The sequence below is a fragment of the Polaromonas sp. YR568 genome (assembly GCF_943369675.1).
Lineage (GTDB): Bacteria > Pseudomonadota > Gammaproteobacteria > Burkholderiales > Burkholderiaceae_C > Polaromonas.
On the sequence record NZ_CALROB020000022.1, the window covers coordinates 20,919 to 43,683 of the forward strand.

A 22,765-nucleotide genomic window follows, 5' to 3' on the forward strand; every position below is an offset into this window, starting at 1 on the left:
CTTAGTAAGAGAAAAACCCGCATTATTAAGTTACTTGCAGTCATACCCTGCGCCCGGCCAAGTTGCGTCGCCCTCCGGGGGGTCGCTGTCGGTCGCATGGAAGCGTAACCGTGCCGGCCAAAAATGAAGCATGAGCGTGCCGAAACGGCACAGTTATGTTCCAGGGACATTGGCCTGCGGCTGACACGAGCAAGCTATGGTGCGGCTGGCGGGGATCGAACCCACGACCCTTGGCTTCGGAGGCCAATACTCTATCCACTGAGCTACAGCCGCAACGCTGGGAAAACGGTTTGCGCCGGAATTCGCGGCCGGATGGCGCGAAATCAGGGCAATTTGCACTGCGCGGCCGAGTCACGGCGCGCAGCGTGGTCGATTCTACCAGCCGGCCGTGGCGCGCCCCGGGACTTCACGAGGCCCCAGTTATAATCTGCGGTTGCTGAGCAAGCGCTATACGGCGCGCCCCACAACACGCGATAGCCCCCCGATTTTTAGTTTTTTGAGGACGCCATGAGCGCAAACGACCACACCACGGCCCACGAAGAAGCCCACACTGGCCCGATCAAGACGCCCCAGCAACTGCTGGCAGCGGTATTTTTCTCTTTTGTCGTCCCTGTTTTTGCCATCATCGGCCTGGTTTATTACGTCGCTTCGGCCAACAAGCCGGCGGCCGGCGCCGACGAAGACGCCAAATCCGTGGCGCAGCGCATCCAGAAAATCGGCTCGGTTGAAATCCGCGACGCGAACCGCCCCCTCAAATCCGGTGAAGAAGTCTACAAAGCCCAGTGCGTGACCTGCCACGGCACGGGCGCCGCCGGCGCACCCAAATTCGGCGACGCGGGCGCCTGGGCCCCGCGCATCAAGACCGGCTTCGACGCCCTCTGGCACTCGGCCCTCAAGGGCAAGGGCGCCATGGGCGCGCAAGGCGGCGGCGACTTTGAAGACGTCGAAATCGGCAAGGCCGTGGTTTACATGACGGCAGCCGCCGGCGGCAAGTTTGCCGAACCCGCGGCGCCTGCCGCGGCCGCAGCGGCTCCCGCTGACGCAACGGCTGCTGCTGCCGCACCGTCGCCCGACGTGGTGGCCGCATTGGCCGCCGCCAACAAGGGCGCGGCCCCAGCTGCAGCGCCGGCCGCAGCCGGTGGCGCGGTCCCCGCGCTGTACACCCAGGTGTGCGCCGCCTGCCACGTGGCCGGTGTTGCCAACGCCCCCAAGCTGGGCGACAAAGCCGCCTGGGGCCCGCGCTTGGCCGCCGGCGTCGATGCACTGACCGCCAGCGCCATCAAGGGCAAGGGCGCCATGCCTCCCAAAGGTGGCTCCGCAGCGTCCGACGGCGAAATCAAGGCCGTGGTGCAGTACATGGTGAACGCGGTCAAGTAAAACGCCCGCCCCTCACAAAAAAGCCGGTCACTGACCGGCTTTTTTTATGCCTGCGCACATGTCACACAGCGGCGGGCGGCAGCTTGTCCTGCAGCGCCTGCGGGCTGCGCACATAGCCGAAGCGCGAAGGTAAATCGCGGGCCGGTGACTCCTCGGGCACCCAAAGGCCCTGCTCCACCGCGTCGGCGGCGTGTGTCATGTCCTGGGTGTGGACCAGGCCGAAGCCAATGTCGGTTTCGAGGTAGACCCGGCCCACTTCGTCGACGATGCAGCGCTGGGGGCGCGCGGACGCGCCGGTGTGGGAAGCGATGGCGAACGAGGGCGCCGGGCCGACGCGCCAGACCATGGGCGTGGCTTCGAGTTCCACATATACGCGCTGCGGGCCGTTCTGGAAGAACCAGCGGCCGGCCTTGTCGCTTTCGTAGTTGCGCTGGATGAAGTCGATCAGCTTGTCGTGCTTGAGCAGCGAGCCTTTGGCGGCCATGTTGCGCGCGGTGTCGGCGCCAGGCACGCCGCTAAAAGGCCCTGCCGCCTGGGCCCTGTCGTCACGCATGTACCAGTTGCCGCGCGCGTCCAGCCCGAGCCAGCCGTAGCAGTCGGGAACGTTGGGCCATTTGGCGATCGCCTGCCGAACAATGTCGTCCATGGGCCTATTTTGCGCCGCGCCGGGTCATAGCTGGCTCGCCAGAAAACCCGTGACGCTGTAGGGCATGGCGCGCACGTGGCCCGGAAAGGGCGGCGAGGGAAAGCCGACGTGGCCGCCCTCCGCCGGTTGCCACAGCGTGACGTGGGGCCCGGCTTCTTTTGCCTGCGGCAGGCTGGACGCGGGCACAAAAGGATCGTTGAGCGCGTTCAGGGCCAGCGCGGGCACGGCGATGCGGTGCAGGTGCGGCTTGGCGGAGGCGCGCGACCAGTAGTCGTCGGCGTCCTTGAAGCCGTGCACGGGCGCGGTGAAGACGTTGTCGAAGGCGTAGAGGTCGCGCGCGGCGAGCAGGCGCTCGCGGTCGAACAGGCCGGGATGCTGCTCGAGCTTGAGCAGCGCCTTGGGCACCATGCTTTTGAGGAACATGCGCGTGTAGACCTGCCGGTTGAAGCCCCGGCCTATGGCCCAGCCGCTGGCGGCGAGGTCCAGCGGTGAACAGACGGAGGCGATGCCGGCCACGACCTGGCGCGCTTCGGCGCCCATCTCGCCGGCCCAGCGCATCAAGGCGTTGCCGCCCAGGGAGATGCCGACGGCCACGACGGGCCCGGTGTGCTGGGCGGCGAAGCGCCGCAGTATCCAGTCGATCTCGGCGAAATCGCCGGAGTGGTAGGCGCGGGGCGCGAGGTTGAGTTCGCCCGAGCAGCCGCGGAAATGCGGTATGGCGCAGGCCCAGCCGCGTTCGCGCGCGGCATCGGCGAGCGCCTCGGCGTAGTGGCTGGCGGAGGAGCCTTCGAGGCCGTGGAACACGACCAGCAGTGGCCTGGGCGCGGAGGCCTCGGACGTGACCAGCCAATCCACATCGACGAAGTCATCGTCAGGCGTCGTCCAGCGTTCACGGTGGAATACAGGCTGCGGCCCAAGGAAGCGCCGCGAGCGCAGGGCCGCCCAGATGGTTTGCAGGTTGCCGCCCGGAAGCCACCAGGGCGCGGCGTAGTTCATGGCCGGCTCCACACCGTCAATCGCGTTCAGTGGAGCACCGTGGGCGTTTCCGACACTTCCTGCATTTCACGCGGCGTGCCGGGGCTGGCGTGGTGCGCCACCATGCGCCAGCCTTGGGCGGTCTTGTGGTACACGTTGGTGGCGATGACGTAGGCGTGGCGCGGGCCTTCTTCGGTCAATACCTCGACGCGCTCGAGCACGCTGTGCACGCTGGCGCTCATGGTTTCGACCTTGCGCACCTTGATGGGCTGCGCGCGTATGGTGCCGTTGGCGAACATCGCGTCGAAGGCCCCGCGTATGGCCGCCGGGCCCACAAGGCGCGCGGCGCCGGGGTGCACGCAGACGATGTCGTCCTCATCGCCCCAGCATGCCATGAGCTTGTCGATGTCGCCGCTTTGCAGCGCGTCGTAAAAAGCGGCTTCGATGTCGTCGGCGTTGCCGCTGCTGGCGGGCGGGACTTTGGGTTTGGGCATGGGGTCTGACAAAAGGGGAAAGGGGGTCGTGCAAGGGGCGCGGCGTCAATCCGGCCCGGCGTCTGGTGTTGAATTCTGCGCGGGATTGCGCGCCGCAGCAAGCCAGGCCTGGACCACGCTGTGCATGTTGCCGCCGCCAAAACGCCCGCCGCTGCTCTGGTTGGCCTGCCACAGCAGCTCGGGCGCGGCCACGTGGGTGCCGGGCGGCAGCACCTGCAGCACGGCATCGACAAATTCGGCCAGCTTGGCGGGCCGCACCGGCTGCTCGGCCTGGGGAATCATGAACCTGAGGGTGGACAGCATCCAGGCCGCGAGTTTCTCCAGGGCATTCTTTCCCGCCGCGTCCTGTGCCTTGCGGGCCGAGCGCACCAGCAGCAGGCGCTCAAAACCCAGCGCGGCGACGGACTGCTCGTCGAGGTTGGCCAGGCCGCGCTTGAGCGCATCGGGCAGGCGCCCGGTGGCGTGCGGCACGACCACGACCAGCGTCTGCACACCGCAGCGCTTGAACCATTGCGCCAGCGCGGGCAGCTGCGCGGGCTCGGGCGTCCAGAGCGTGCGCTCACGTCCGTAATACATGCGCGGCGGCTCGAACATGATGAGGCCGGTGTGCGCGGGCAGCGGCCTGGCGGGCCATTGTTCAATCGGTGCGGGCGCGCCTGTCAGTGCAATGCCGACGCCGGACAGCCCGGCCGCCATGGTTTCGGTGGCCAGCACCTCGGTATGCGCGTAACGGCCGCTGCCGGCCAGGCGGCGCAGCACCTCGTTGCCCAGCACGCCGGTGGCGCCGGCCACCAGCAGGCGCGGCTTGGCCGCGCCGGGCGATGGCACGCGCATGGCGGACTGCAGGGTTTGCAGCGGACTGCGGGAGGCTGGGGTGGGGGAGAACAGCGGCATACGACTATGTTAGTGTTGCAGCTTGCATTTTCGGAGGCACTGCCATGACGATATCGCGCTTTTTGACATTCACCTTCGCGGCCCTGCTGGGCCTGCTGCTCTCGGGCTGCGGCTACAACGACTTCCAGCGCCTGGACGAGCAGACCAAATCGGCCTGGTCCGAGGTGCTGAACCAGTACCAGCGGCGCGCCGACCTGGTGCCCAACATCGTGGCCACGGTCAAGGGCGAGGCCCAGTTCGAGCAGGACACGCTGACCAAGGTGATCGAAGCGCGCGCCAAGGCGACGTCCATCCAGGTGACGCCCGAAACCCTGAACGACCCGGCGGCCTTCAGCAAATTCCAGGCGGCGCAAGGCGAGCTGGGCAGCGCGCTGAGCCGCCTTATGGTGGTCAGCGAGCGCTACCCCGACCTCAAGGCCAACCAGGGCTTTCGCGACCTGCGCGTGCAGCTTGAAGGCACCGAGAACCGCATCACCGTGGCGCGCAACCGCTACATCCAGACCGTGCAGGAGTACAACGTGCTCGCGCGAAGCTTCCCGAACAACCTGACGGCCATGGTCTTCGGCTACCAGGTCAAGCCCAACTTCTCGGTGCAGAACGAGGCACAGATTTCCACGCCGCCGGTGGTGGACTTCAACAAGAAATAAATGCGGCGCTTCGCGGCCTTTATCACTTTCGGCTTCAGCGCCCTGCTGCTGGCCGCCTGGCTGCCGCTGGCGGCCTGGGCGCAGGGCGGCGTGCAGCCGGTGCCCGCGCTGACGGCGCATGTGATGGACGGCACCGGCACGCTCAACACCGCGCAGCGCGATGCGCTCGAAGCCAAGCTCACGGCCTTTGAACAAAGCCGCGGCGCGCAGGTGGTGATCCTGATGGTGCCCAGCACCCAGCCGGAAGACATCGCCGCCTATGCGCAGCGTGTGGGCGACACCTGGAAGATAGGCCGCAAGGGCGTGGGCGACGGCCTCTTGCTGGTGGTGGCCAAGAACGACCGCAAGGTGCGCATCGAAACCACCAAGGCGCTGGAAGGCGCCATCCCCGACCTGGCGGCGCGCCAGGTGATAGACACGGCCATCACGCCGCGCTTCAAGCAGGGCGACTTTGCCGGCGGGCTCGATGCCGCGGCCGACCAGCTGATCGCGCTGATCAGCGGCGAAAACCTGCCGGAGCCTGAACAACGCAGCGCGGGTAGCGGCAACGGCGGTTTTGAATGGACGGACCTGGCGGTCTTCCTGTTTTTTGCCGTGCCTATCGGCGCGCGGATCGCGGCCGGCATCCTGGGCCGCAAGTTCGGTGCGATTGCCACGGGCGGCGCGGTTGGGGTGCTGGCCTGGATTTTCACCAGCAGCCTGATCGTGGCGGGCGTGGCCGTCCTGGTGGGCATGGTGTTCGCGTTGATCTCCAGCCTGGGCCTGCTGGGCCGCGTCGGCCGACCCTCGGGTGGCTTGACGACCGGTGGTTTTGGCGCGGGGAGCGCGGGCGGCTGGAGCGGCGGTGATGGCGGCTGGAGTAGCGGCAGCAGCAGCAGCAGCAGCGACGGCGGCGGCTTCAGCAGCGGCGGCGGTGGCGATTTTGGCGGCGGCGGCGCCTCGGGGGACTGGTAGGCACATGCTCAACAAACTCACAACCATGCTCAAGCATCTCTGGCTCGATGCCTCGGACGCCAGGCGCGCCATTCCAGCGGACATGCTCAAGCGCCTGGCGCAACGCGTGGCGGCCAGCGAGCGGCGCCACAGCGGCGAGATCCGCATCTGTGTGGAAGCCTCGCTGCCCATGAGTTATTTGTGGCGCCTGGACACACAAAATTCCATCGCCGCACTCACACGCCAGCGCGCGGTGACCATGTTCGGCAAGTTGCGTGTCTGGGACACCGAGCACAACAACGGTGTGCTGATTTACGTGCTGCTGGCCGAGCACGCCATCGAGATCGTCGCCGACCGCGGCGTGGCGCGGCATGTGGGACCCGACCAATGGCAGGCCATGGTGGGGCGCATGGCCAGCGCGTTTCGCGAGCAGCGTTATGAAGACGGGTTGACGCAGGCGCTGGAGGAAAGCTCGGCGCTGCTGATGGAGCACTTTGCGGTGGATGCTGAAAGCATGGGCGCGGATGCCAACGAATTGCCGGATACGCCGCTGCTGCAATAAGAGCCCAGCGAAGCGGTCCTTGTTGTTTTGCTCCCTCTCCCAGAGGGAGAGGGAGCAATACCGGGGAGCAAGACCAAAAAGGTAGTGTGAGTGGCCCCGTTCAGGGCGACAGCAAGACGCCCAATACAAACAGCGCCGTCAGCACGACGAACAAGCGCCGTATCCAGGTCTTGCGCGAACGCCGTCCCTTGCGCTGCGGCGAAAGCTCTTCCACCCACGTCAGACTGTCCATTGCGCTGTTCATCATCCCACCTCATCGGTTTTGTTGAAATCTGCGCTGACGATAAGGCGCGGCCCGCCGCCCGGGTGTCACTTAGCGTGTCGAGTTGTTACTTGCGGCGTTTGCGCCACAGCTGTGCACCGATCTGATGCGTCAGGCGTCCGGCAATCGCCACACTCTATGGTCCCCAACCGGGTACAGCCTGCGCCCTGCCTCGCGCGGCACGTTCCAGCCGCCGGTGAATTCGCCGAAGGCCGGCAGGATCAGCAGCCCCGCTTCCAGGCAGAAGCAAGGCAGGCGCACGCTGTCGCGGCCGGCGCCGTACAAGCTGATCGCCGGATGCAGGTGGCCGGCGATGACGCCCAGCGTTTCATGGCGCTGCGGATGGTGGCAGGCGGCGAAGGGGCCGACCGCGAAGGGCTCATCAACCACACGTATGCCCAGCGAAGCCGGCGGGTCGCCGGCGCGGCTGTCGTGGTTGCCGCGCACCAGCACGCAATCCAGCGCGGCGAAACGTTCGCGCCAGTCGGCCAGGCCCTGCAACACCGACGGTGTGCGGGCCTGGGCCGCATGCAGCAGGTCACCGAGGAACACGAGTTGCCGCGGCGGGTAATGCAGCAGCAAGGCGCTGAGGCGCGCGAGGTTTTCGCGCGTGGTGCCGGCGGGCACAGGCTGGCCCAGGGCGCGGTAAGTGGCGGCCTTGCCGAGGTGCAGGTCGGCCACAAACAGCACGCGGCCGGCGGGCCACCACAGGGCGCGCTCGGGCAGCAGCCAGACGCTTTCGCCCGCGTAGTCCACGGGTAGCGCCTGGCTTGGTGGCGTGCGATCCTCTTGCGTCATCACAACAATGGTAGCGGCCGGGACGGTTTGCGTTCGCGGCGCGGGCGGCCGCTTCCCTTGCCATCGCCCGAAGACACGCCCTCCTGCCCAAAGGCCAGCGTGCCCTTGACCTGCTCAACACCGCCCACGGCGACGGCGCCGCCGGCGGCTTTCTCCAGCTGCGCCACCATGCGCGTGATGCGGTCGGCCAGGCTTTCATTGCTGAGCTTTTCGCGGAACAGCTCCACCATCAGCGGGAACGCAAACGGCGTGGGCCGCGCCAGGGTTTGCAACACCAGCTGCTGCATTTCCATGCGCGCCAGGCTGGCACGCAGCCGGCCGAGTTCGAGTTCCTGCGCGAGCAGCTCCTGCTCGGCCTGCATGAGCAGGCGGTTGGCCGGGTCGTATTTGCGAAACACTTCCCAGAACAGCGAGGACGAAGCCTGCAGCTGCTTGTTGCTGCGCTTTTCACCGGGATAGCCCTGGAAGATCAGGCCCGAGACGCGCGCGATCTCGCGAAAGCGGCGCTGCGCGAGTTCACTCGCGTTGAGGCTTTGCAGCACCTCGTGCAACAGTTGCTCGTCGGGCCCGGCTTTGAGCACCTGCGGCAGCAGCGTGGCCCAGTCGACCTCGGCGGCGCTCAGCAGCTCAAAGCCGTAGTCGTTCACCGCGATGGAGAAGGTGCGCGGCGCAAGCTGCGCGACGCGCCAGGCGATCAGGTTGGCCAGGCCCAGGTGCACGTGGCGGCCCGCGAAGGGATAGAGGAACAGGTGCCAGCCTTCGCGCGTTTTCAGCAGCTCGGCCAGCAGCGTCTGCGGTGTGGGCAGGGCCGACCATTGCTGCTGGATGTCCAGCAGCGGCCGCACGCATTGCAGCTCGGGTGTGTCGTAATGGCCCTCGCCCGCCAGCGCGAGTTGCTGCACCACCGCATCGGCCAGCGTGGTCGACAACGGCATGCGGCCTCCGTTCCAGCGCGGCACGGCCGGGCGCTTGCCGCTGGCGCGACGCACCCAGGCCGTCATGTCGTGGATGCGCACCAGCTCCAGCAGCCGGCCGCCGAACAGAAAGCAGTCGCCGGGCTGCAGGCGCGCGGCAAAACTTTCCTCGACGCTGCCGATGCGGCCGCCGCCCAGGTATTGCACCGACATGCTGGCGTCGCTGACGATGGTGCCGATGTTCATGCGGTGGCGCCGCGCCAGCCGCGCATCGGGCACGCGCCAGACGCCCTCTTCGTCGGGCACGGCGCGCCGGTAGTCGGGGTAGGCGGACAGCGACGGGCCGCCCTGGCGCACAAAGGACAGGCACCATTCCCAGTTCTCGCGCGAGAGCCCGGCATAGGCCGCGGTGCCGCGCACTTCGTCATAGAGCGCATCGGGCACAAAGCCGCCGCCCAGCGCCACGGTGACCAGGTGCTGCACCAGCACGTCCAGCGGCTGCTCGGGCGAGGAGCGCGCCTCGATATGGCCGGCGGCGATGGCGGCGCGCGCGGCGGCGCCTTCGACGATTTCAATGCTGTGCGTCGGAACCAGCGTGATGCGCGAAGGCCGGCCTGGCGCGTGGCCGGAGCGGCCCGCGCGCTGCAGCAGCCGCGCCACGCCCTTGGGCGAGCCTATCTGCAGCACGCGCTCGACGGGCAGGAAGTCCACGCCCAGATCCAGGCTGGAGGTGCAGACCACGGCGCGCAGCTCGCCTTTTTTCAGGCCGGCTTCCACCCACTCGCGCACTTCGCGGTCGAGTGAGCCGTGGTGCAGCGCGATGAGACCGGCCCACTCGGGTTTGGCTTCGAGCAAGGCCTGGTACCAGATCTCGGACTGCGAGCGCGTGTTGGTGAAGACCAGTGTGGTGCTGCTGCCGGCGATCTCTTCAATCACCTGCGGCAGCATGGTCAGGCCCAGGTGGCCGCCCCAGGGGAAACGTTCGGCGCGGCCGGGCAACAGCGAATCGATGACCAGCTTCTTGGGCACCTGGCCCTGCACCAGCGTGCCGCCGCCGTGGCCCAGCAGGGTGTGCATGGCTTCGTGCAAGTTTCCTAAAGTCGCTGACATCCCCCAGACGCAGAGCGCCGGGTTCCACAGGCGCAGCCTTGCCAGCGCCAGTTGCACCTGCACACCGCGCTTGTTGCCGAGCAGCTCATGCCATTCGTCGACCACGACCATACGCACGCCGCCCAGCACGGCTTGCGCATCGGCGCGCGCGAGCAGCAGCGAAAGGCTTTCGGGTGTGGTGACCAGCACCGTGGGCAGGTGCTTGTTTTGCGCCGTGCGCTCGGCGGCGGCGGTGTCGCCGCTGCGCGCGCCGGCGCTCCAGGCGGCGGCCGCCTGCTCGCTTTGCAAAACTTCCAGCGGTTGCTGCAGCGCACGCAGCGTGTCGGCGGCGAGCGCACGCATGGGCGTGATCCATAGCACCGTCAAGGCGCTTGCGGGCGGCGGTTTGCCCGCTGCCTTTTGCGCACGCGGTGCGGGCACTTTGGCCATGAAGGCCATCAATGCGCCCAGCCATACCGCATAAGTCTTGCCTGCACCGGTGGTCGCATGCAGCAGGCCGGACTGCCCGCCGGCAATCGCCTTCCAGACTTCGCGTTGAAATTGAAAAGGCTTCCAGCCGCGTGCATCAAACCAGGCGGCCAGTGCTTTTTTGACGGCAGCATTCTGGCTCATGAGGGCAGCAACGCGGCCAGCGTCTCCAGGGTATCGGCCTCTTCAACCGGCTTGTCTTCGCGCCAGCGCAGCATGCGCGGAAAGCGCACGGCGATGCCGCTCTTGTGCCGGCTGCTGCGCGCGATGCCTTCAAAACCGAGCTCGAACACCAGCGTGGGCTTGACGCTGCGCACCGGCCCGAAACTTTCGACCGTGGTCTTGCGGATCACCGCGTCGACGCGGCCCATCTCTTCGTCGGTCAGGCCCGAGTAGGCTTTAGCGAAAGGAACCAGCTTGCGTTCAGGCGCGCCCGGCGCCGCATCCCAGACGGCGAAGGTGTAGTCGCTGTAGAGGCTGGCGCGCCGGCCGTGGCCGCGCTGCGCATAAATCAGCACCGCGTCTATGCTGAGCGGGTCTATCTTCCACTTCCACCAGGTGCCGACGTCCTTGGTGCGGCCGACGCCGTAAGCGGCCTGCCGCTGCTTGAGCATCATGCCTTCCACACCCATCTCGCGCGCGGCTTCGCGCTGGCGCGCGAGGTCTTGCCAGCTTTCGCCGCTCAGCATGGGGCTGGCGACCAGTTGCGGGTGCTGCAGCTGCGTGACGAGATCGTCCATGAGCGCGCGGCGCTCGGCCTGCGGCACGGCGCGCAGGTCGCGCCCCTGCCACTCGAGCAGGTCGTAGGCCAGCAGCACCACCGGGATGTCGCGCAGCAGCTTGGGGCCCAGCGTCTTGCGGCCTATGCGTTTTTGCAGTTCGGCAAAGGGCCTGACCTTGTCCTCGCGCCAGACGGCGATTTCGCCGTCCAGCACTGTGCCGTCAGGCAGCGCCTCGCCCATGGCGGCGAGTTCGGGAAAGCGTTCGGTCACGAGTTCTTCGCCGCGCGACCACAGCCAGACCTGGCCGGCGCGCTTGACCAGTTGCGCGCGTATGCCGTCCCACTTCCACTCGACCAGCCAGTCGGCGGGCGGGCCCAGCACGGCATCGAACTGGTCGAGGCCGATGTTGAAAGGATGCGCGAGGAAAAATGGGTAAGGCTGGCCGCTGGTTTTCTGGTTCAGCTCGCCGCTGCTTTCGGCGGCGACCAGTCCAGCATAGTCGGCGGCCGTGGGCTGGCCGCTGATATGGGTGTAGCCCATGAGGCGCTGGGCCACGCGCTTGGCGTCGACGCCAGCCACCGCGGCGAGTGCCTGCGTGACCTGCAGGCGCGAGACGCCGACGCGGAAGCTGCCGGTCATGAGCTTGAAGTAGACCAGGCGCTCTTCGGGCGCGAGGCTGCGCCATTGCGCGCGCAGTGTGCCGGGCAGCGCATCGGGATTTGTTTTGCCCAGCGCGCGCAGCGGCAACAGGTGTTGCTCCACCCAGGCGGCAAGGCCGAGTTCGTGTTGCTCGGTGGGCGGCGGCAGCAGCAGTGAAATCGTCTCCGCGAGATCGCCCACCGCTTCATAGCTTTCATCGAAGAGCCACTCGGGCAGGCCGGCCGCCTCTTGCGCGAGCAGGCGCAGCAGCTTGGTCGGCACCAGCTGGCGCGGTTTGCCGCCGGCCAGGAAATAAACGGCCCACGCGGCATCGGCGGGTGCGGCGTCCTGCAGGTAGCGCTGCAGCGCCGCCTGCTTGGCCAGGCTGGAGGTGGTCGCGTCAAGTTCGCGGTACAGCGCGGCGAAGGCTTTCATGCGGGGCCGGATTCGTCGACGGCCGGCGCGGCCGGCTCAGGTGCAGCCTGGTCGGCCACGTCCTCGTCGCCGTACTCGGTCTTGAAGCCTTCGGCCTGCAGGCCTTTCTCGTTAAGCCAGCGCACCAGCACCGCGACGCTGCCGTGCGTGACCATGATGCGGCCGGCGCCTGTGCCGGCGATGGCGCTTTGCAGGCCGGGCCAGTCGGCATGGTCGGACATCACAAAACCGCGGTCCACACCGCGCCGCCGCCGCGTGCCGCGCAGCTGCATCCAGCCGCTGGCAAAGGCGTCCGAATAATTGCCGAAGCGCCGCATCCACGGCGTGCCCTGGGCCGAAGGTGGCGCCAGCACCAGGGCGCGCTTGAGCATCGCCGGCGTGACGCCGGGATCGGTCACGCGCAGCGTGGACGGCAGGGCCACGCCGGCCGCGCGGTACACCGCGTTGAGCGGTTCGACCGCGCCGTGCACGACGATCGGGCCTATGCCGGCATCCACGCCGTGCAATATGCGCTGCGCCTTGCCGAAGGCATAGCAGAACAATACGGAGGCGCGGCCGTCGTCCGCGTTGCGTTGCCACCAGGCGTTGATCTCGGCGAACAGCGCCTGCTGCGTGGGCCAGCGGTAGATCGGCAGGCCGAAGGTGGACTCGGTGATGAAGGTGTCGCAGGGCACGGGCTCAAAGGGTGCGCAGGTGCCGTCGGCCTCCGTCTTGTAGTCGCCCGAGGCGACCCAGACTTCGCCGCGGTGCTCCACCCTCACCTGCGCCGAGCCGAGCACGTGGCCGGCCGGGTGCAAAGAGATCTTCACGCCGTTGCGCTCCTGCGTTTCGCCATACGCCAGGGTCTGCAGCGTGATCTCCCCTAGCCGCGTGCGCAGCGTGCCTTCGCTGTCGGTGTGCGCAAGGTAGTGGCCGTGGCCCACACGGGCGTGGTCGGAGTGGGCGTGCGTGATCACGGCATGGCCGACAGGCCGCCACGGGTCGATGTAGAAATCGCCCGCCGCGCAATACAGGCCTTCCGGCCTTGCCACGATCAAGTCCATGCGTGTGTTGCTCCGTGCAGTCCAGGCGGCGCGTCGAGGCCGCTCCAGCAAACATGCTAATCCGGCCGCTTGCCGCATGCTGAGCGGCGGCAGGCGTTTGTGCTGTCAGCAAGGGCTTACATTGCGGCCGAAGCAGGCCATAAAAAAAGCCCCTGGCTTTCGGCAGGGGCTTGGTGCAAACCGGTTGAACCGGCTTGGCTTGTTTATTTCTTCTGGCGGTACTTGCGCAAGGCGGCGATCTGCGCGGCCATGACGGCGAGTTCAGACTGGGCCATGGCGATGTCGATGTCGCTCTTGGCGTTCTTCAGCGCTTCCTCGGCGGCGGCCTTGGCTTCCGTGGCCTTGGCCTCGTCCAGGTCCTTGCCGCGGATGGCGGTGTCGCTCAAGACCGTCACGCTGTTGGGCTGCACTTCGAGCAGGCCGCCGGCCACGAAGACGAATTCTTCGCTGCCGTCGGCTTTTTCAATGCGCACGGCGCCCGGCTTGATGCGGGTGATCAGCGGCGTGTGGCGCGGGTAAATGCCCAGCTCGCCGGCTTCGCCAGGCAATGCCACGAACCTGGCTTCGCCCGAGAAGATGGACTCTTCCGCGGATACGACGTCGACGTGAATGGTGGTTGACATAAGCGATCCTTCGTGAAAAAAGTTTTAGGGCGGAGCCTTAGACCTTCTTCGCCTTTTCGAAAGCTTCGTCAATCGTGCCGACCATGTAGAAAGCCTGTTCCGGCAGGTGATCGCACTCGCCGGCCACAATCATCTTGAAGCCGCGAATCGTTTCAGCCAGGCTGACGTACTTGCCGGGCGAGCCGGTGAACACTTCAGCGACGTGGAAAGGCTGCGACAGGAAACGCTGGATCTTGCGGGCGCGGGCCACGGCCAGCTTGTCTTCAGGGGCCAGTTCGTCCATGCCCAGAATCGCGATGATGTCGCGCAGTTCCTTGTAGCGCTGCAGCGTGCCCTGCACGGCGCGGGCCGTCGCGTAGTGGTCTTCGCCCACGACGTTCGGGTCCAGCTGGCGGCTGGTGGAGTCGAGCGGGTCGACGGCGGGGTAGATACCCAGCGAAGCGATGTCACGGCTCAGCACCACGGTGGAATCCAGGTGGGCAAAGGTGGTGGCGGGCGACGGGTCGGTCAAGTCATCGGCAGGGACGTAAACGGCCTGGATGGACGTGATGGAGCCGACCTTGGTGGAGGTAATACGCTCTTGCAGGCGGCCCATTTCTTCGGCCAGCGTGGGCTGGTAGCCCACGGCGGAAGGCATACGGCCCAGCAGCGCGGACACTTCGGTGCCGGCCAGCGTGTAGCGGTAGATGTTGTCCACGAAGAACAGCACGTCGCGGCCTTCGTCACGGAAGGATTCGGCGATGGTCAGGCCGGTCAGCGCGACGCGCAAACGGTTTCCTGGGGGCTCGTTCATCTGGCCGTAGACCATGGCCACTTTGGATTCGCCGAGGTTCTCGAGGTTCACGACGCCGGAGTCGGCCATCTCGTGGTAGAAGTCATTGCCTTCGCGGGTACGTTCACCCACACCGGCGAACACGGACAGGCCCGAGTGCGCCTTGGCGATGTTGTTGATGAGTTCCATCATGTTCACGGTCTTGCCGACGCCGGCGCCGCCGAACAGGCCCACCTTGCCGCCCTTGGCGAAGGGGCAAACCAGGTCGATCACCTTGATGCCGGTTTCCAGCAGTTCCTGCGATGGCGAGAGTTCGTCATAAGCAGGCGCCTTGCGGTGGATGGGGGCGGTCAGGGTCTGGTCGACCGGGCCGCGCTCGTCGATGGGCGCGCCCAGCACGTCCATGATGCGGCCCAGCGTGGCTTTGCCCACGGGAACCGTGATGTTGGCGCCGGTGTTGTACACCATGTTGCCGCGGCGCAGGCCGTCGGAGGTGCCCAGCGCGATGGTGCGCACGATGCCGTCGCCCAGCTGCTGCTGGACTTCCAGCGTCAGCGCGGAGCCTTCCATTTTCAGCGCGTCATAGATCTTGGGCATCTGGTCGCGCGCGAATTCCACGTCAACCACCGCACCAATACACTGAACAATCTTGCCTTGAGCTTGAGCCATGATTGAATCCTCTTTCGTTTCTAACGTTTCTTTAAATCTGGAATCGGCTGTGGCGGCTTAAACCGCAGCAGCACCGGCAACGATTTCCGAAAGTTCTTTCGTGATCGCCGCTTGACGCGTTTTGTTGTAAACCAGCTTGAGTTCGCCGATCACGCTGCCGGCGTTGTCGGTGGCGGCCTTCATGGCCACCATGCGGGCGGACTGCTCGGACGCCATGTTCTCGGCAACCGCCTGGTACACCAGCGCTTCCACGTAACGAACCAGCAGGTCGTCGATCACGGTCTGCGCGTCGGGTTCGTAGATGTAGTCCCAGCCGTGCTGGTCCTTGTCGGCCTGCAGGTGCGCCGCCGTCAGGGGCAGCAACTGCTCGACCACGGGCTCCTGGCGCATGGTGTTGATGAACTTGGTGTAGCACAGGTACACCGTGTTGACCTTGCCTTCGCTGTACGCGTCGAGCAGCACCTTGACAGGGCCGATCAGCTTTTCCAGGTGCGGCTTGTCGCCGAGCTGGGTCGCGTGCGACACCACCTTGGCGCCGACGCGGTTGAGAAAGCCGAGGCCCTTGTTGCCGATGGCGACCGCCTTGGCATCATGGCCGGCGGCCTGCACTTCCTTGAGCTTGGCCGTCACGGCGCGCAGCACGTTGGTGTTCATGCCGCCGCACAGGCCCTTGTCGGTCGTCACCACGATGAACCCGGTGGCCTTGGCGTCGTTGGACTCCATGAACGCGTGGGTGTACTCGGGGTTGGCCTGACTCAGGTTGGCCGTGATGTTGCGGATCTTGTCGCTGTAAGGACGGGCAGCGCGCATCCGCTCCTGCGCCTTGCGCATCTTGGAGGCGGCCACCATCTCCATGGCCTTGGTGATCTTCTTGGTGTTTTCCACCGATTTGATCTTGCCGCGTATTTCCTTGCCTGCTGCCATATGGATTCCTAAGGGGTTCCTGAGGGTTGCTTAATTACTTGCTTGACGACGAGTCAGGCGAGATCAGGCAAACGACTTCTTGAACTCGGCCACGGCCGTGTTCAGTTCCGCCTCAGCGTCCTTGTCCATGGCCTTGTTGGCTTCGAGCTTGGCCATCAGGGCCGCGTTCTTGTCCTTCAAGTAGGCGTGCAGGCCGTGCTCGAAAGCCAGGACCTTCTTGACTTCCACGTCGTCCATGAAGCCCTTGTTCACGGCGAACAGCGTGGCGGCCATGTTGGAGATGGACAAAGGCGAATACTGGGCCTGCTTGAGCAGCTCGGTCACGCGGGCGCCGCGGTCCAGCTGCTTGCGGGTGGCTTCGTCCAGGTCGGAAGCGAACTGCGCGAAGGCAGCCAGTTCACGGTACTGGGCCAGGTCGGTACGGATACCGCCGGAGAGGTTCTTGATCAGCTTGGTCTGGGCGGCGCCACCGACGCGCGACACCGAGATACCGGCGTTGATCGCGGGGCGGATACCGGCGTTGAACAGGCTGGTTTCCAGGAAGATCTGGCCGTCGGTGATCGAGATCACGTTGGTCGGCACGAAAGCGGACACGTCGCCGGCCTGCGTTTCGATGATGGGCAGCGCGGTCAGCGAACCGGTCTTGCCTTTGACGGCGCCCTTGGTGAAGTCTTCAACGTACTTCTCGTTCACGCGGGCTGCGCGCTCGAGCAGGCGGCTGTGGAGATAGAACACGTCGCCGGGATAGGCTTCGCGGCCTGGCGGGCGGCGCAGCAGCAGCGAAACCTGGCGGTAAGCCACGGCCTGCTTGGACAAATCGTCATACACGATCAGCGCGTCTTCGCCGCGGTCGCGGAAGTATTCGCCCATGGTGCAGCCGGAGTAGGCGCTGACGTATTGCATGGCGGCCGACTCGGAAGCGGAAGCGGCCACGACGATGGTGTATTCCATGGCGCCGGCTTGTTCCAGCGAGCGCACCACGTTCTTGATCGAGGAAGCCTTCTGGCCGATCGCGACGTAGACGCAGGAAACGCCTTTGCCCTTCTGGTTGATGATGGCGTCGATGGCCACGGCGGTCTTGCCGGTCTGGCGGTCGCCGATGATCAGTTCGCGCTGGCCGCGGCCGACGGGCACCATGGAGTCGATGGACTTCAGGCCGGTCTGCAGGGGCTGGTCGACGGATTTACGGGCGATCACGCCTGGCGCGACCTTTTCGATCACGTCGGTGAGCTTGGCGTTGATCGGGCCCTTGCCGTCGATGGGCTGGCCCAGGGCATTCACCACGCGGCCGAGCAGCTCGGGGCCGACGGGCACTTCCAGGATGCGGCCCGTGCACTTGACGGTGTCGCCTTCGGCGATGTGTTCGTACTCACCCAGGATCACGGAGCCGACCGAGTCGCGCTCGAGGTTCAGCGCCAGGCCGTAGGTGGGGGTGCCGTCGGCGGTTGCGGGGAATTCCAGCATTTCGCCCTGCATCACGTCGGACAGGCCGTGGATGCGGACGATACCGTCGGTCACGGACACCACGGTGCCCTGGTTGCGGATGTCGCTGCTGCCGGTCAGGCCTTCGATACGGCTCTTGATCAGTTCAGAAATTTCTGCGGGATTGAGTTGCATGACTCTTTCCTTCTTTCTATGTTTGTTGGCTTAAAACCTGCGGATGGCGCCTGGGCACCGGCTCAGGAGATCAGCGCCACTTTCATTTGCTCTAAACGGGCTTTGACCGAGGTGTCCAGCACCTCGTCACCCACCACGACTCGCACGCCCCCGATCAGGGCCGGCTCCAGCTCAACCTGGAGGTTGAGCTTCTTGCCAAAACGTTTTTCCAGCGTTGCCGACAGGTCGGCCAGCGCCGCGCCGTCGAGCGCGAAAGCGCTGTAGACGGTCGCATCGGACGAACCGCTCTGCGCGTTTTTCAGGACACGGAACTGCGCGGCGATTTCGGGCAAGGCGCCGAGGCGGCCGTTGTCGATCACCGTGCGCAGGAAGTTTTTCGCGGCGTCCGGCAGCTTGGTCTTGGCAACGCCCGAAATCACGTCGAACGCCTGCGCCGAAGTGACGCCGGGGTTGCCGGCGAACTGCTGCAGCTGCGCGTTCGCAGCAATGGCGGCCAGCTCGTCGAGCCAGACGGCGGTGCCGCCCAGGTCGGAGCCGGAGGCCTTGTACAGCGCTTCAGCGTAGGGACGGGCGATGGTGGCTAGTTCTGCCATGTTGATGCTCGCTTAGAGTTCGGTCTTCAGGCGGCCCAGCAAGTCAGCATGCACACCGGCATTGACTTCCTTGCGCAGAATCTGCTCGGCGCCCTTGACGGCCAGCGCAGCCACTTGCTCGCGCAGGGCCTCACGGGCCTTGACGGACTGCTGCTCGGCTTCCACATTGGCGGCGGCAATGATCTTGCTGCCTTCTTCGGTGGCCTTGGCCTTGGCTTCTTCGATCAGGGCCTGGCCCCGGCGCTCGGCTTCAGCCAGGCGCACGGCCGCTTCGTTGCGAGACTTGGCCAGCTCTTCTTCCACGCGCTTGTTGGCGACGGAGAGTTCGGATTTGGCTTTGTCGGCAGCAGCAAGGCCGTCAGCGATTTTTTGCGCGCGCGCGTCCAGGGCCGCCGCGATGGGTGGCCACACAAACTTCATCGTGAACCCGACCAAAATCAGGAAAACGATCAGCTGGACAATTAGGGTACCGGTAATGCTCACTGCTCATCCTTTCCCTTGGGGCCCAGCCAAAAGCCGGCCCGAAGGAATGACATTCTTGGGATTTTGATCAATGCTTACTTGGGCAGGTTGGCGATTTGCGCCAGGAAGGGGTTGGCGGTGGCGAACCACAGCGCGATACCCGTGCCGATAATGAAGGCAGCGTCGATCAGGCCGGCCAGCAGGAACATCTTGGTCTGCAGTTCGCCCATCAGTTCAGGCTGGCGTGCAGCTGCTTCGAGGTATTTGCTGCCCATGATGCCGATGCCGATACATGCACCGACGGCGCCCAGGCCAATAATGAGGCCGGCGGCCAGAGCGACAAAACTAATAACTTCCATGATGACTCCTTAGGACTTTGGTTACGAGAGAAAAAGAAAAACGAAAACAGGGATAACTGAACTGTTATCTGACTAGTGGTGATCGTGCGCCTGGCCGATGTACACCAGGGTCAGCATCATGAACACGAAAGCTTGCAGCGTGATGATCAGGATGTGGAAAATCGCCCAGGCCGAGCCCGCGATGATGTGGCCGATGGCCAGGCCGATGCCGGTAGCCGACAGCGACCAGGCGCCGCCCATCAGGGCGATCAGCAGGAAAATCAGTTCGCCGGCATACATGTTGCCGAACAGTCGCATGCCATGCGAGACCGTCTTGGCGACGAACTCGATGACCTGCATCAGGAAGTTGAAGGGGTACAGCGCCCAGTGGTTGCCGAAAGGCGCGGTGAAGAGTTCGTGGATCCAGCCGCCCACGCCCTTGATCTTGACGTTGTAGACCAGGCAGGTGATCAGCACGCCCATGGACAGGCCCATGGTGATGGAAAGGTCGGCCGTGGGCACGGACCGCATGTAGGCATGGTGCGCGTCATAGCCGGCAGCGCCGTAAGCCCAGGCCCACAGCACCGGCAGCAGGTCGACCGGCAGCAAGTCCATGGCATTCAGCAGGAAAATCCAGACGAACACGGTGAGGGCCAGGGGCGCGACCAGCTTGCGGCTTTCGGCGTTGTGCACGATGCCCTTGGCTTGCGCGTCGACCATTTCGACGAGGATTTCAACCGCGGCCTGGAAACGGCCGGGAACGCCGGAGGTGGCTTTGCGGGCGGCTTTCCAGAGCAGGAAGCAGCCGATCACACCCAGCAAAATGGTGAAGATGGTCGAATCAATATTGATGACGCTCAGATCGAACGGGCCAACAAGTTCTTTGTTGCGCCAGTGCGTCAGGTGGTGAACGATGTATTCACCGGCGGTTGGACCGCCATGTCCAGCAGCATTCTCAGCAGCCATTTATTGCTCGCCTCAAAGTTTATTTTTCCTGGCCGCGAACAACAGCGCGATCCAGGACGTTTTCATTGTCACCACCAGGCCGACCAGCATGGCCGGCCAACTCAGCATCGAAACCAGCTTTGGCGCGGCAAACAGCATCGCCACCGTCAAAGCAATCTTGACCATTTCCCATAAAAAGAATCCCGCCACCGCGGTGCCTGGATTCATTGACCACACTTTGCCGGTCAAACCGCGCGCAAAAAGCGCCGCCGGAATCACCACCGCCAGCGCCCCGTAAAGCGCCGACCAGCCGGCGGACCGCTGGCCTGTCAGGGCCCAGGTGGCACATGCCACCAGAACACCAACCGCCAACTGCCCCGCCAACACCGACCAGGGGGAAAGAAGCGGAACCGTTTCACGAAGCTTTTGGGCTTCTTCACGGGTCAGGGGCTTGAAAGCCTCCACATCCGCCTCAAACTCATTTGTAACTGCCCGGGAGACCGGGTTCGTTGCCGAATTCGCCGAATTTGTCATTTTGAAGCTCACAAATTACGGGAAAGTTACAGGGCCGTTATTAGCAAAGCCCTTGATTATACGTAGAAACCCCTGCACTCCCTGAAAAACCCGCACTCGGGGATGATTTAGGGCCTCCAGCGCGTGCGCAAGGGTAAACGCCAGGCGGCTGGTTCACAATGGGTTCAAGAGCGCCCCGGCCAGTGGCGCCGCCCACCCCACTGAAAGACACCCGCATGCACGCCCTGATGAAATTCCTGCACATCGCTTTTGCCGTCGCCTGGCTGGGCGGTATCTCTTTCATGTTGTTCGCGTTGCGCCCCGCCGCCGGGCAACTTCCGCCGCCACAGCGCCTGCCGCTGATCGCGCAGGTTTTGCGGCGGTTTTTCGTCCTGGTGTGGATATCCATCGCCGTCCTGCTGCTGACGGGCCTGGCCATGTTGCTGGCCGTCGGCATGAAGAACGCGCCCACCGGCTGGCACCTGATGTTCGGCCTGGGCCTGTTGATGTTCGCGCTCTTCGGCCATCTGTATTTCGGCCCGTTTCGCCGCCTCAAACTGGCCGTGGCCGCCGCCGACTGGCCCGAAGGCGGGCGCCGCGTCGGGCAGATCGCCACCATGGCCATGGTCAACCTGGCGCTGGGCGCGCTGGCCATTGCAGCCGTCGTGTTTCTCGCGTGAAGGCGGCATGCCAGCGGCCCGTATGCGCGCCTGCCTTCTTTTCAGCAGCCTGTTTTTCCTCGCCGGAAGCTGCGCGGCCGTGAACCCTTATTACGATCCGGCCAAACCGCACCACACGCGCGAAGGCTTCCAGAACAACTACAGCGCATCGGTCACCAGAAGCCTGGGCGACCTGCTGCGCTGGCAGTGGGACAAGCGCCGGCAAAACCTGCCTCCGCCGCCCGCCGCGCCCACGCCGGTGCGGGCGCCGGACATGGCCGCCATCCGCGCCTATGCCCCGGCATTCGCCGCGCCCGGCACGGCATCGCCCCCGCCCGCCATCACCTGGGTGGGCCACGCAAGCATGCTGGTGCAGGCCGGCGGGCTCAACGTGCTGACGGACCCGGTGTTTTCGCAGCGGGCCAGCCCGGTGCAATTCATCGGCCCTTCACGCGCGCAGCCGCCGGGCATCGCGCTGGCCGACCTGCCGCCCATCGACGTCGTGGTGCTCTCGCACAACCACTACGACCACCTGGACGCCGATTCGGTGCAAGGCATCGCCGCGCGCGCGGCCGCGGCCGGCGGCGCCACGCTGTTCCTGGTGCCGCTGGGCCTCAAACCCTGGTTCGCCAGCCGCGGCATCACCAACGTCGTGGAGATGGACTGGTGGGACAGCCACGTCCACCGCGGCGTCGAATTCAATTTCACGCCGGTGCAGCACTGGTCGGCGCGCGGCCCGGGCGACCGCAGCCAGACCCTGTGGGGCGGCTACGCCGTGTTCGCGCCCGACCTGCACTGGTATTTCAGCGGCGACACCGGCTATTCCAAAGACTTTCTCGACACCCGGGCGCGCTTTGCCGGCCGCCACACGGCCGCGCAGGGCGGCGGCTTCGACCTGGCCCTGATCGCCGTCGGCGCCTACGAGCCGCGCTGGTTCATGTCCGGGCAGCACGTGAACCCGGCCGAAGCGGTGCAGATCCACCAGGACCTGGGCGCCAAACGCAGCGTGGGTGTGCACTGGGGCACCTTCGAGTTGACCGACGAGCCCCTGGACCAGCCGCCCAAAGACCTGGCCGCTGCCCGCGCGGCCAACGGCCTGAAAGACGAGGACTTCAGCGTCATGGCCGTGGGTGAAACCCGCGTTTTACCGCCCAGGGCCGCGCCATGAAAGCGCACCCCAAAGCGGCCAAAAACCGCGCCGGCTGGATGGCGCGCCTGAAGGCCTCGGTGCCCACACGCGAAGTGCTGGCCTCCAACCCCTGGCTGCGGCCCGTGGCCCACCGTGTGATGGACCCGCAGCTGTGGCGCCTGCAGCATGAAGCCGTGGCGCGCGGCGTGGCCATCGGCATCTTCTGGGCCTTCGCGCTTCCGTTTGCGCAGATCGTCGCGGCCGCGGCACACAGCGTCTGGTGGCGCGCCAACATTCCCGTCGCCGCAGGCATCACCTTCATCACCAACCCCTTCACCGTGGGCTTCTGGCTCTGGCTGGCCTACCAGGTCGGCAGCCTGCTGCTGGACGCGCCGCCGCCGGTGCGCATGTCCGAAGGCGCGGGCGTGGTCGCCTGGCTGGCCTCTTTTGGCGGGCCGGCCATACTGGGCATGGGCATTTTTGCCGTGGTGGGCTCGAGCACCGGCTATCTGCTGGTCAAACTGCTCTGGCGCCTGCGCATCTGGTTCAAGCGCCGCCACCGTTAAGCCCCGGACCCTGGACAATCCCGCTTTCACTCCTCT

The 22,765-nt window shown here is 65.7% G+C and carries 25 protein-coding genes and 1 tRNA gene; 7 read left to right on the forward strand and 19 right to left on the reverse strand.

What is annotated here, in order from left to right; genetic code table 11:
• Nucleotides 1-197: 197 nt before the first annotated feature.
• A tRNA-Arg gene (locus tag ACLV8F_RS13370) sits at nucleotides 198-273 on the reverse strand.
• Between the two features lie 234 nt (nucleotides 274-507).
• Between ACLV8F_RS13370 and ACLV8F_RS13375 the strand changes: the two genes are divergently transcribed.
• A complete protein-coding gene (locus tag ACLV8F_RS13375; RefSeq protein ID WP_411884702.1) occupies nucleotides 508-1,377 on the forward strand; it encodes a c-type cytochrome in 870 nt (289 codons plus the stop codon).
• A gap of 61 nt (nucleotides 1,378-1,438) precedes the next feature.
• Here the strand turns inward: ACLV8F_RS13375 and ACLV8F_RS13380 are convergent, their stop codons facing one another.
• Genes ACLV8F_RS13380 through ACLV8F_RS13395 form a run of 4 tightly spaced genes read right to left on the reverse strand, consistent with a single transcriptional unit; the run spans nucleotide 1,439 to nucleotide 4,386 of the window.
• Complete coding sequence (locus tag ACLV8F_RS13380) at nucleotides 1,439-2,023, reverse strand: DUF2946 family protein (RefSeq protein ID WP_411884703.1); 585 nt, start codon at nucleotides 2,021-2,023, stop codon at nucleotides 1,439-1,441.
• A 24-nt stretch (nucleotides 2,024-2,047) separates the two neighbouring features.
• On the reverse strand, nucleotides 2,048-3,019 hold the full coding sequence (locus ACLV8F_RS13385) for a YheT family hydrolase (RefSeq protein WP_411884704.1): 972 nt from the start codon (nucleotides 3,017-3,019) through the stop codon (nucleotides 2,048-2,050).
• A 26-nt stretch (nucleotides 3,020-3,045) separates the two neighbouring features.
• Complete coding sequence (locus tag ACLV8F_RS13390) at nucleotides 3,046-3,492, reverse strand: YybH family protein (RefSeq protein WP_411884705.1); 447 nt, start codon at nucleotides 3,490-3,492, stop codon at nucleotides 3,046-3,048.
• A 45-nt stretch (nucleotides 3,493-3,537) separates the two neighbouring features.
• Complete coding sequence (locus tag ACLV8F_RS13395; RefSeq protein ID WP_411884706.1) at nucleotides 3,538-4,386, reverse strand: hypothetical protein; 849 nt, start codon at nucleotides 4,384-4,386, stop codon at nucleotides 3,538-3,540.
• 44 nt (nucleotides 4,387-4,430) lie between these two features.
• Here ACLV8F_RS13395 and ACLV8F_RS13400 point away from each other — a divergent pair, with 44 nt between their 5' ends.
• Genes ACLV8F_RS13400 through ACLV8F_RS13410 form a run of 3 tightly spaced genes read left to right on the forward strand, consistent with a single transcriptional unit; the run spans nucleotide 4,431 to nucleotide 6,528 of the window.
• Complete coding sequence (locus tag ACLV8F_RS13400; protein WP_411884707.1) at nucleotides 4,431-5,033, forward strand: LemA family protein; 603 nt, start codon at nucleotides 4,431-4,433, stop codon at nucleotides 5,031-5,033.
• The gene (locus ACLV8F_RS13405) at nucleotides 5,034-5,987 is read left to right on the forward strand and encodes a TPM domain-containing protein (RefSeq protein ID WP_411884708.1); all 954 of its coding nucleotides are present in this window, start codon (nucleotides 5,034-5,036) and stop codon (nucleotides 5,985-5,987) included.
• A 4-nt stretch (nucleotides 5,988-5,991) separates the two neighbouring features.
• Entirely contained in the window at nucleotides 5,992-6,528 is a 537-nt protein-coding gene (locus tag ACLV8F_RS13410; protein WP_411884709.1) for a TPM domain-containing protein, read from the forward strand.
• 100 nt (nucleotides 6,529-6,628) lie between these two features.
• Here ACLV8F_RS13410 and ACLV8F_RS13415 read toward each other — a convergent pair whose 3' ends face one another.
• The 14 genes from ACLV8F_RS13415 to ACLV8F_RS13480 form a co-directional block, all read right to left on the reverse strand.
• Entirely contained in the window at nucleotides 6,629-6,760 is a 132-nt protein-coding gene (locus ACLV8F_RS13415; RefSeq protein ID WP_411884710.1) for a hypothetical protein, read from the reverse strand.
• 141 nt (nucleotides 6,761-6,901) lie between these two features.
• Nucleotides 6,902-7,588: a ligase-associated DNA damage response endonuclease PdeM gene (gene pdeM / locus ACLV8F_RS13420; protein ID WP_411884711.1), complete on the reverse strand. Its 687-nt coding sequence runs from the start codon at nucleotides 7,586-7,588 to the stop codon at nucleotides 6,902-6,904.
• Nucleotides 7,588-10,224, reverse strand: coding sequence for a ligase-associated DNA damage response DEXH box helicase (locus tag ACLV8F_RS13425; protein ID WP_411884712.1), 2,637 nt, complete (start codon nucleotides 10,222-10,224; stop codon nucleotides 7,588-7,590). Before ACLV8F_RS13425 ends, pdeM begins: the two co-directional genes overlap by 1 nt.
• Complete coding sequence (locus ACLV8F_RS13430; protein ID WP_411884713.1) at nucleotides 10,221-11,876, reverse strand: ATP-dependent DNA ligase; 1,656 nt, start codon at nucleotides 11,874-11,876, stop codon at nucleotides 10,221-10,223. Before ACLV8F_RS13430 ends, ACLV8F_RS13425 begins: the two co-directional genes overlap by 4 nt.
• Complete coding sequence (locus ACLV8F_RS13435) at nucleotides 11,873-12,919, reverse strand: ligase-associated DNA damage response exonuclease (RefSeq protein ID WP_411884714.1); 1,047 nt, start codon at nucleotides 12,917-12,919, stop codon at nucleotides 11,873-11,875. The genes ACLV8F_RS13430 and ACLV8F_RS13435 overlap by 4 nt, the downstream gene beginning before the upstream one ends.
• A gap of 203 nt (nucleotides 12,920-13,122) precedes the next feature.
• Nucleotides 13,123-13,542 carry a F0F1 ATP synthase subunit epsilon gene (locus ACLV8F_RS13440; protein ID WP_411884715.1) on the reverse strand — a complete coding sequence of 140 codons (420 nt, stop codon included), beginning with the start codon at nucleotides 13,540-13,542 and terminating at the stop codon, nucleotides 13,123-13,125.
• Between the two features lie 37 nt (nucleotides 13,543-13,579).
• On the reverse strand, nucleotides 13,580-14,983 hold the full coding sequence (atpD, locus tag ACLV8F_RS13445) for a F0F1 ATP synthase subunit beta (protein ID WP_293400292.1): 1,404 nt from the start codon (nucleotides 14,981-14,983) through the stop codon (nucleotides 13,580-13,582).
• A 57-nt stretch (nucleotides 14,984-15,040) separates the two neighbouring features.
• Nucleotides 15,041-15,907: a F0F1 ATP synthase subunit gamma gene (gene atpG, locus ACLV8F_RS13450; RefSeq protein ID WP_411884716.1), complete on the reverse strand. Its 867-nt coding sequence runs from the start codon at nucleotides 15,905-15,907 to the stop codon at nucleotides 15,041-15,043.
• A 63-nt stretch (nucleotides 15,908-15,970) separates the two neighbouring features.
• Nucleotides 15,971-17,524 (reverse strand): F0F1 ATP synthase subunit alpha, encoded by a 1,554-nt coding sequence (gene atpA, locus ACLV8F_RS13455; RefSeq protein ID WP_411884717.1) that lies wholly within the window; start codon nucleotides 17,522-17,524, stop codon nucleotides 15,971-15,973.
• 62 nt (nucleotides 17,525-17,586) lie between these two features.
• Nucleotides 17,587-18,117, reverse strand: coding sequence for a F0F1 ATP synthase subunit delta (locus tag ACLV8F_RS13460; protein WP_411884718.1), 531 nt, complete (start codon nucleotides 18,115-18,117; stop codon nucleotides 17,587-17,589).
• 12 nt (nucleotides 18,118-18,129) lie between these two features.
• Nucleotides 18,130-18,600: a F0F1 ATP synthase subunit B gene (locus ACLV8F_RS13465; protein WP_411884719.1), complete on the reverse strand. Its 471-nt coding sequence runs from the start codon at nucleotides 18,598-18,600 to the stop codon at nucleotides 18,130-18,132.
• 74 nt (nucleotides 18,601-18,674) lie between these two features.
• Nucleotides 18,675-18,938: a F0F1 ATP synthase subunit C gene (atpE, locus tag ACLV8F_RS13470; protein WP_007868969.1), complete on the reverse strand. Its 264-nt coding sequence runs from the start codon at nucleotides 18,936-18,938 to the stop codon at nucleotides 18,675-18,677.
• Nucleotides 18,939-19,010: 72 nt separating this feature from the next.
• Nucleotides 19,011-19,883: a F0F1 ATP synthase subunit A gene (gene atpB / locus ACLV8F_RS13475; RefSeq protein ID WP_411884720.1), complete on the reverse strand. Its 873-nt coding sequence runs from the start codon at nucleotides 19,881-19,883 to the stop codon at nucleotides 19,011-19,013.
• A gap of 12 nt (nucleotides 19,884-19,895) precedes the next feature.
• Entirely contained in the window at nucleotides 19,896-20,396 is a 501-nt protein-coding gene (locus ACLV8F_RS13480; RefSeq protein WP_411884721.1) for an ATP synthase subunit I, read from the reverse strand.
• 215 nt (nucleotides 20,397-20,611) lie between these two features.
• Here ACLV8F_RS13480 and ACLV8F_RS13485 point away from each other — a divergent pair, with 215 nt between their 5' ends.
• Genes ACLV8F_RS13485 through ACLV8F_RS13495 form a run of 3 tightly spaced genes read left to right on the forward strand, consistent with a single transcriptional unit; the run spans nucleotide 20,612 to nucleotide 22,729 of the window.
• A complete protein-coding gene (locus ACLV8F_RS13485; protein ID WP_411884722.1) occupies nucleotides 20,612-21,055 on the forward strand; it encodes a DUF4149 domain-containing protein in 444 nt (147 codons plus the stop codon).
• Nucleotides 21,056-21,062: 7 nt separating this feature from the next.
• Nucleotides 21,063-22,202, forward strand: coding sequence for an MBL fold metallo-hydrolase (locus tag ACLV8F_RS13490; protein WP_411884723.1), 1,140 nt, complete (start codon nucleotides 21,063-21,065; stop codon nucleotides 22,200-22,202).
• Complete coding sequence (locus ACLV8F_RS13495; protein WP_411884724.1) at nucleotides 22,199-22,729, forward strand: DUF2062 domain-containing protein; 531 nt, start codon at nucleotides 22,199-22,201, stop codon at nucleotides 22,727-22,729. Before ACLV8F_RS13490 ends, ACLV8F_RS13495 begins: the two co-directional genes overlap by 4 nt.
• The last annotated feature ends 36 nt before the right edge of the window (nucleotides 22,730-22,765 follow it).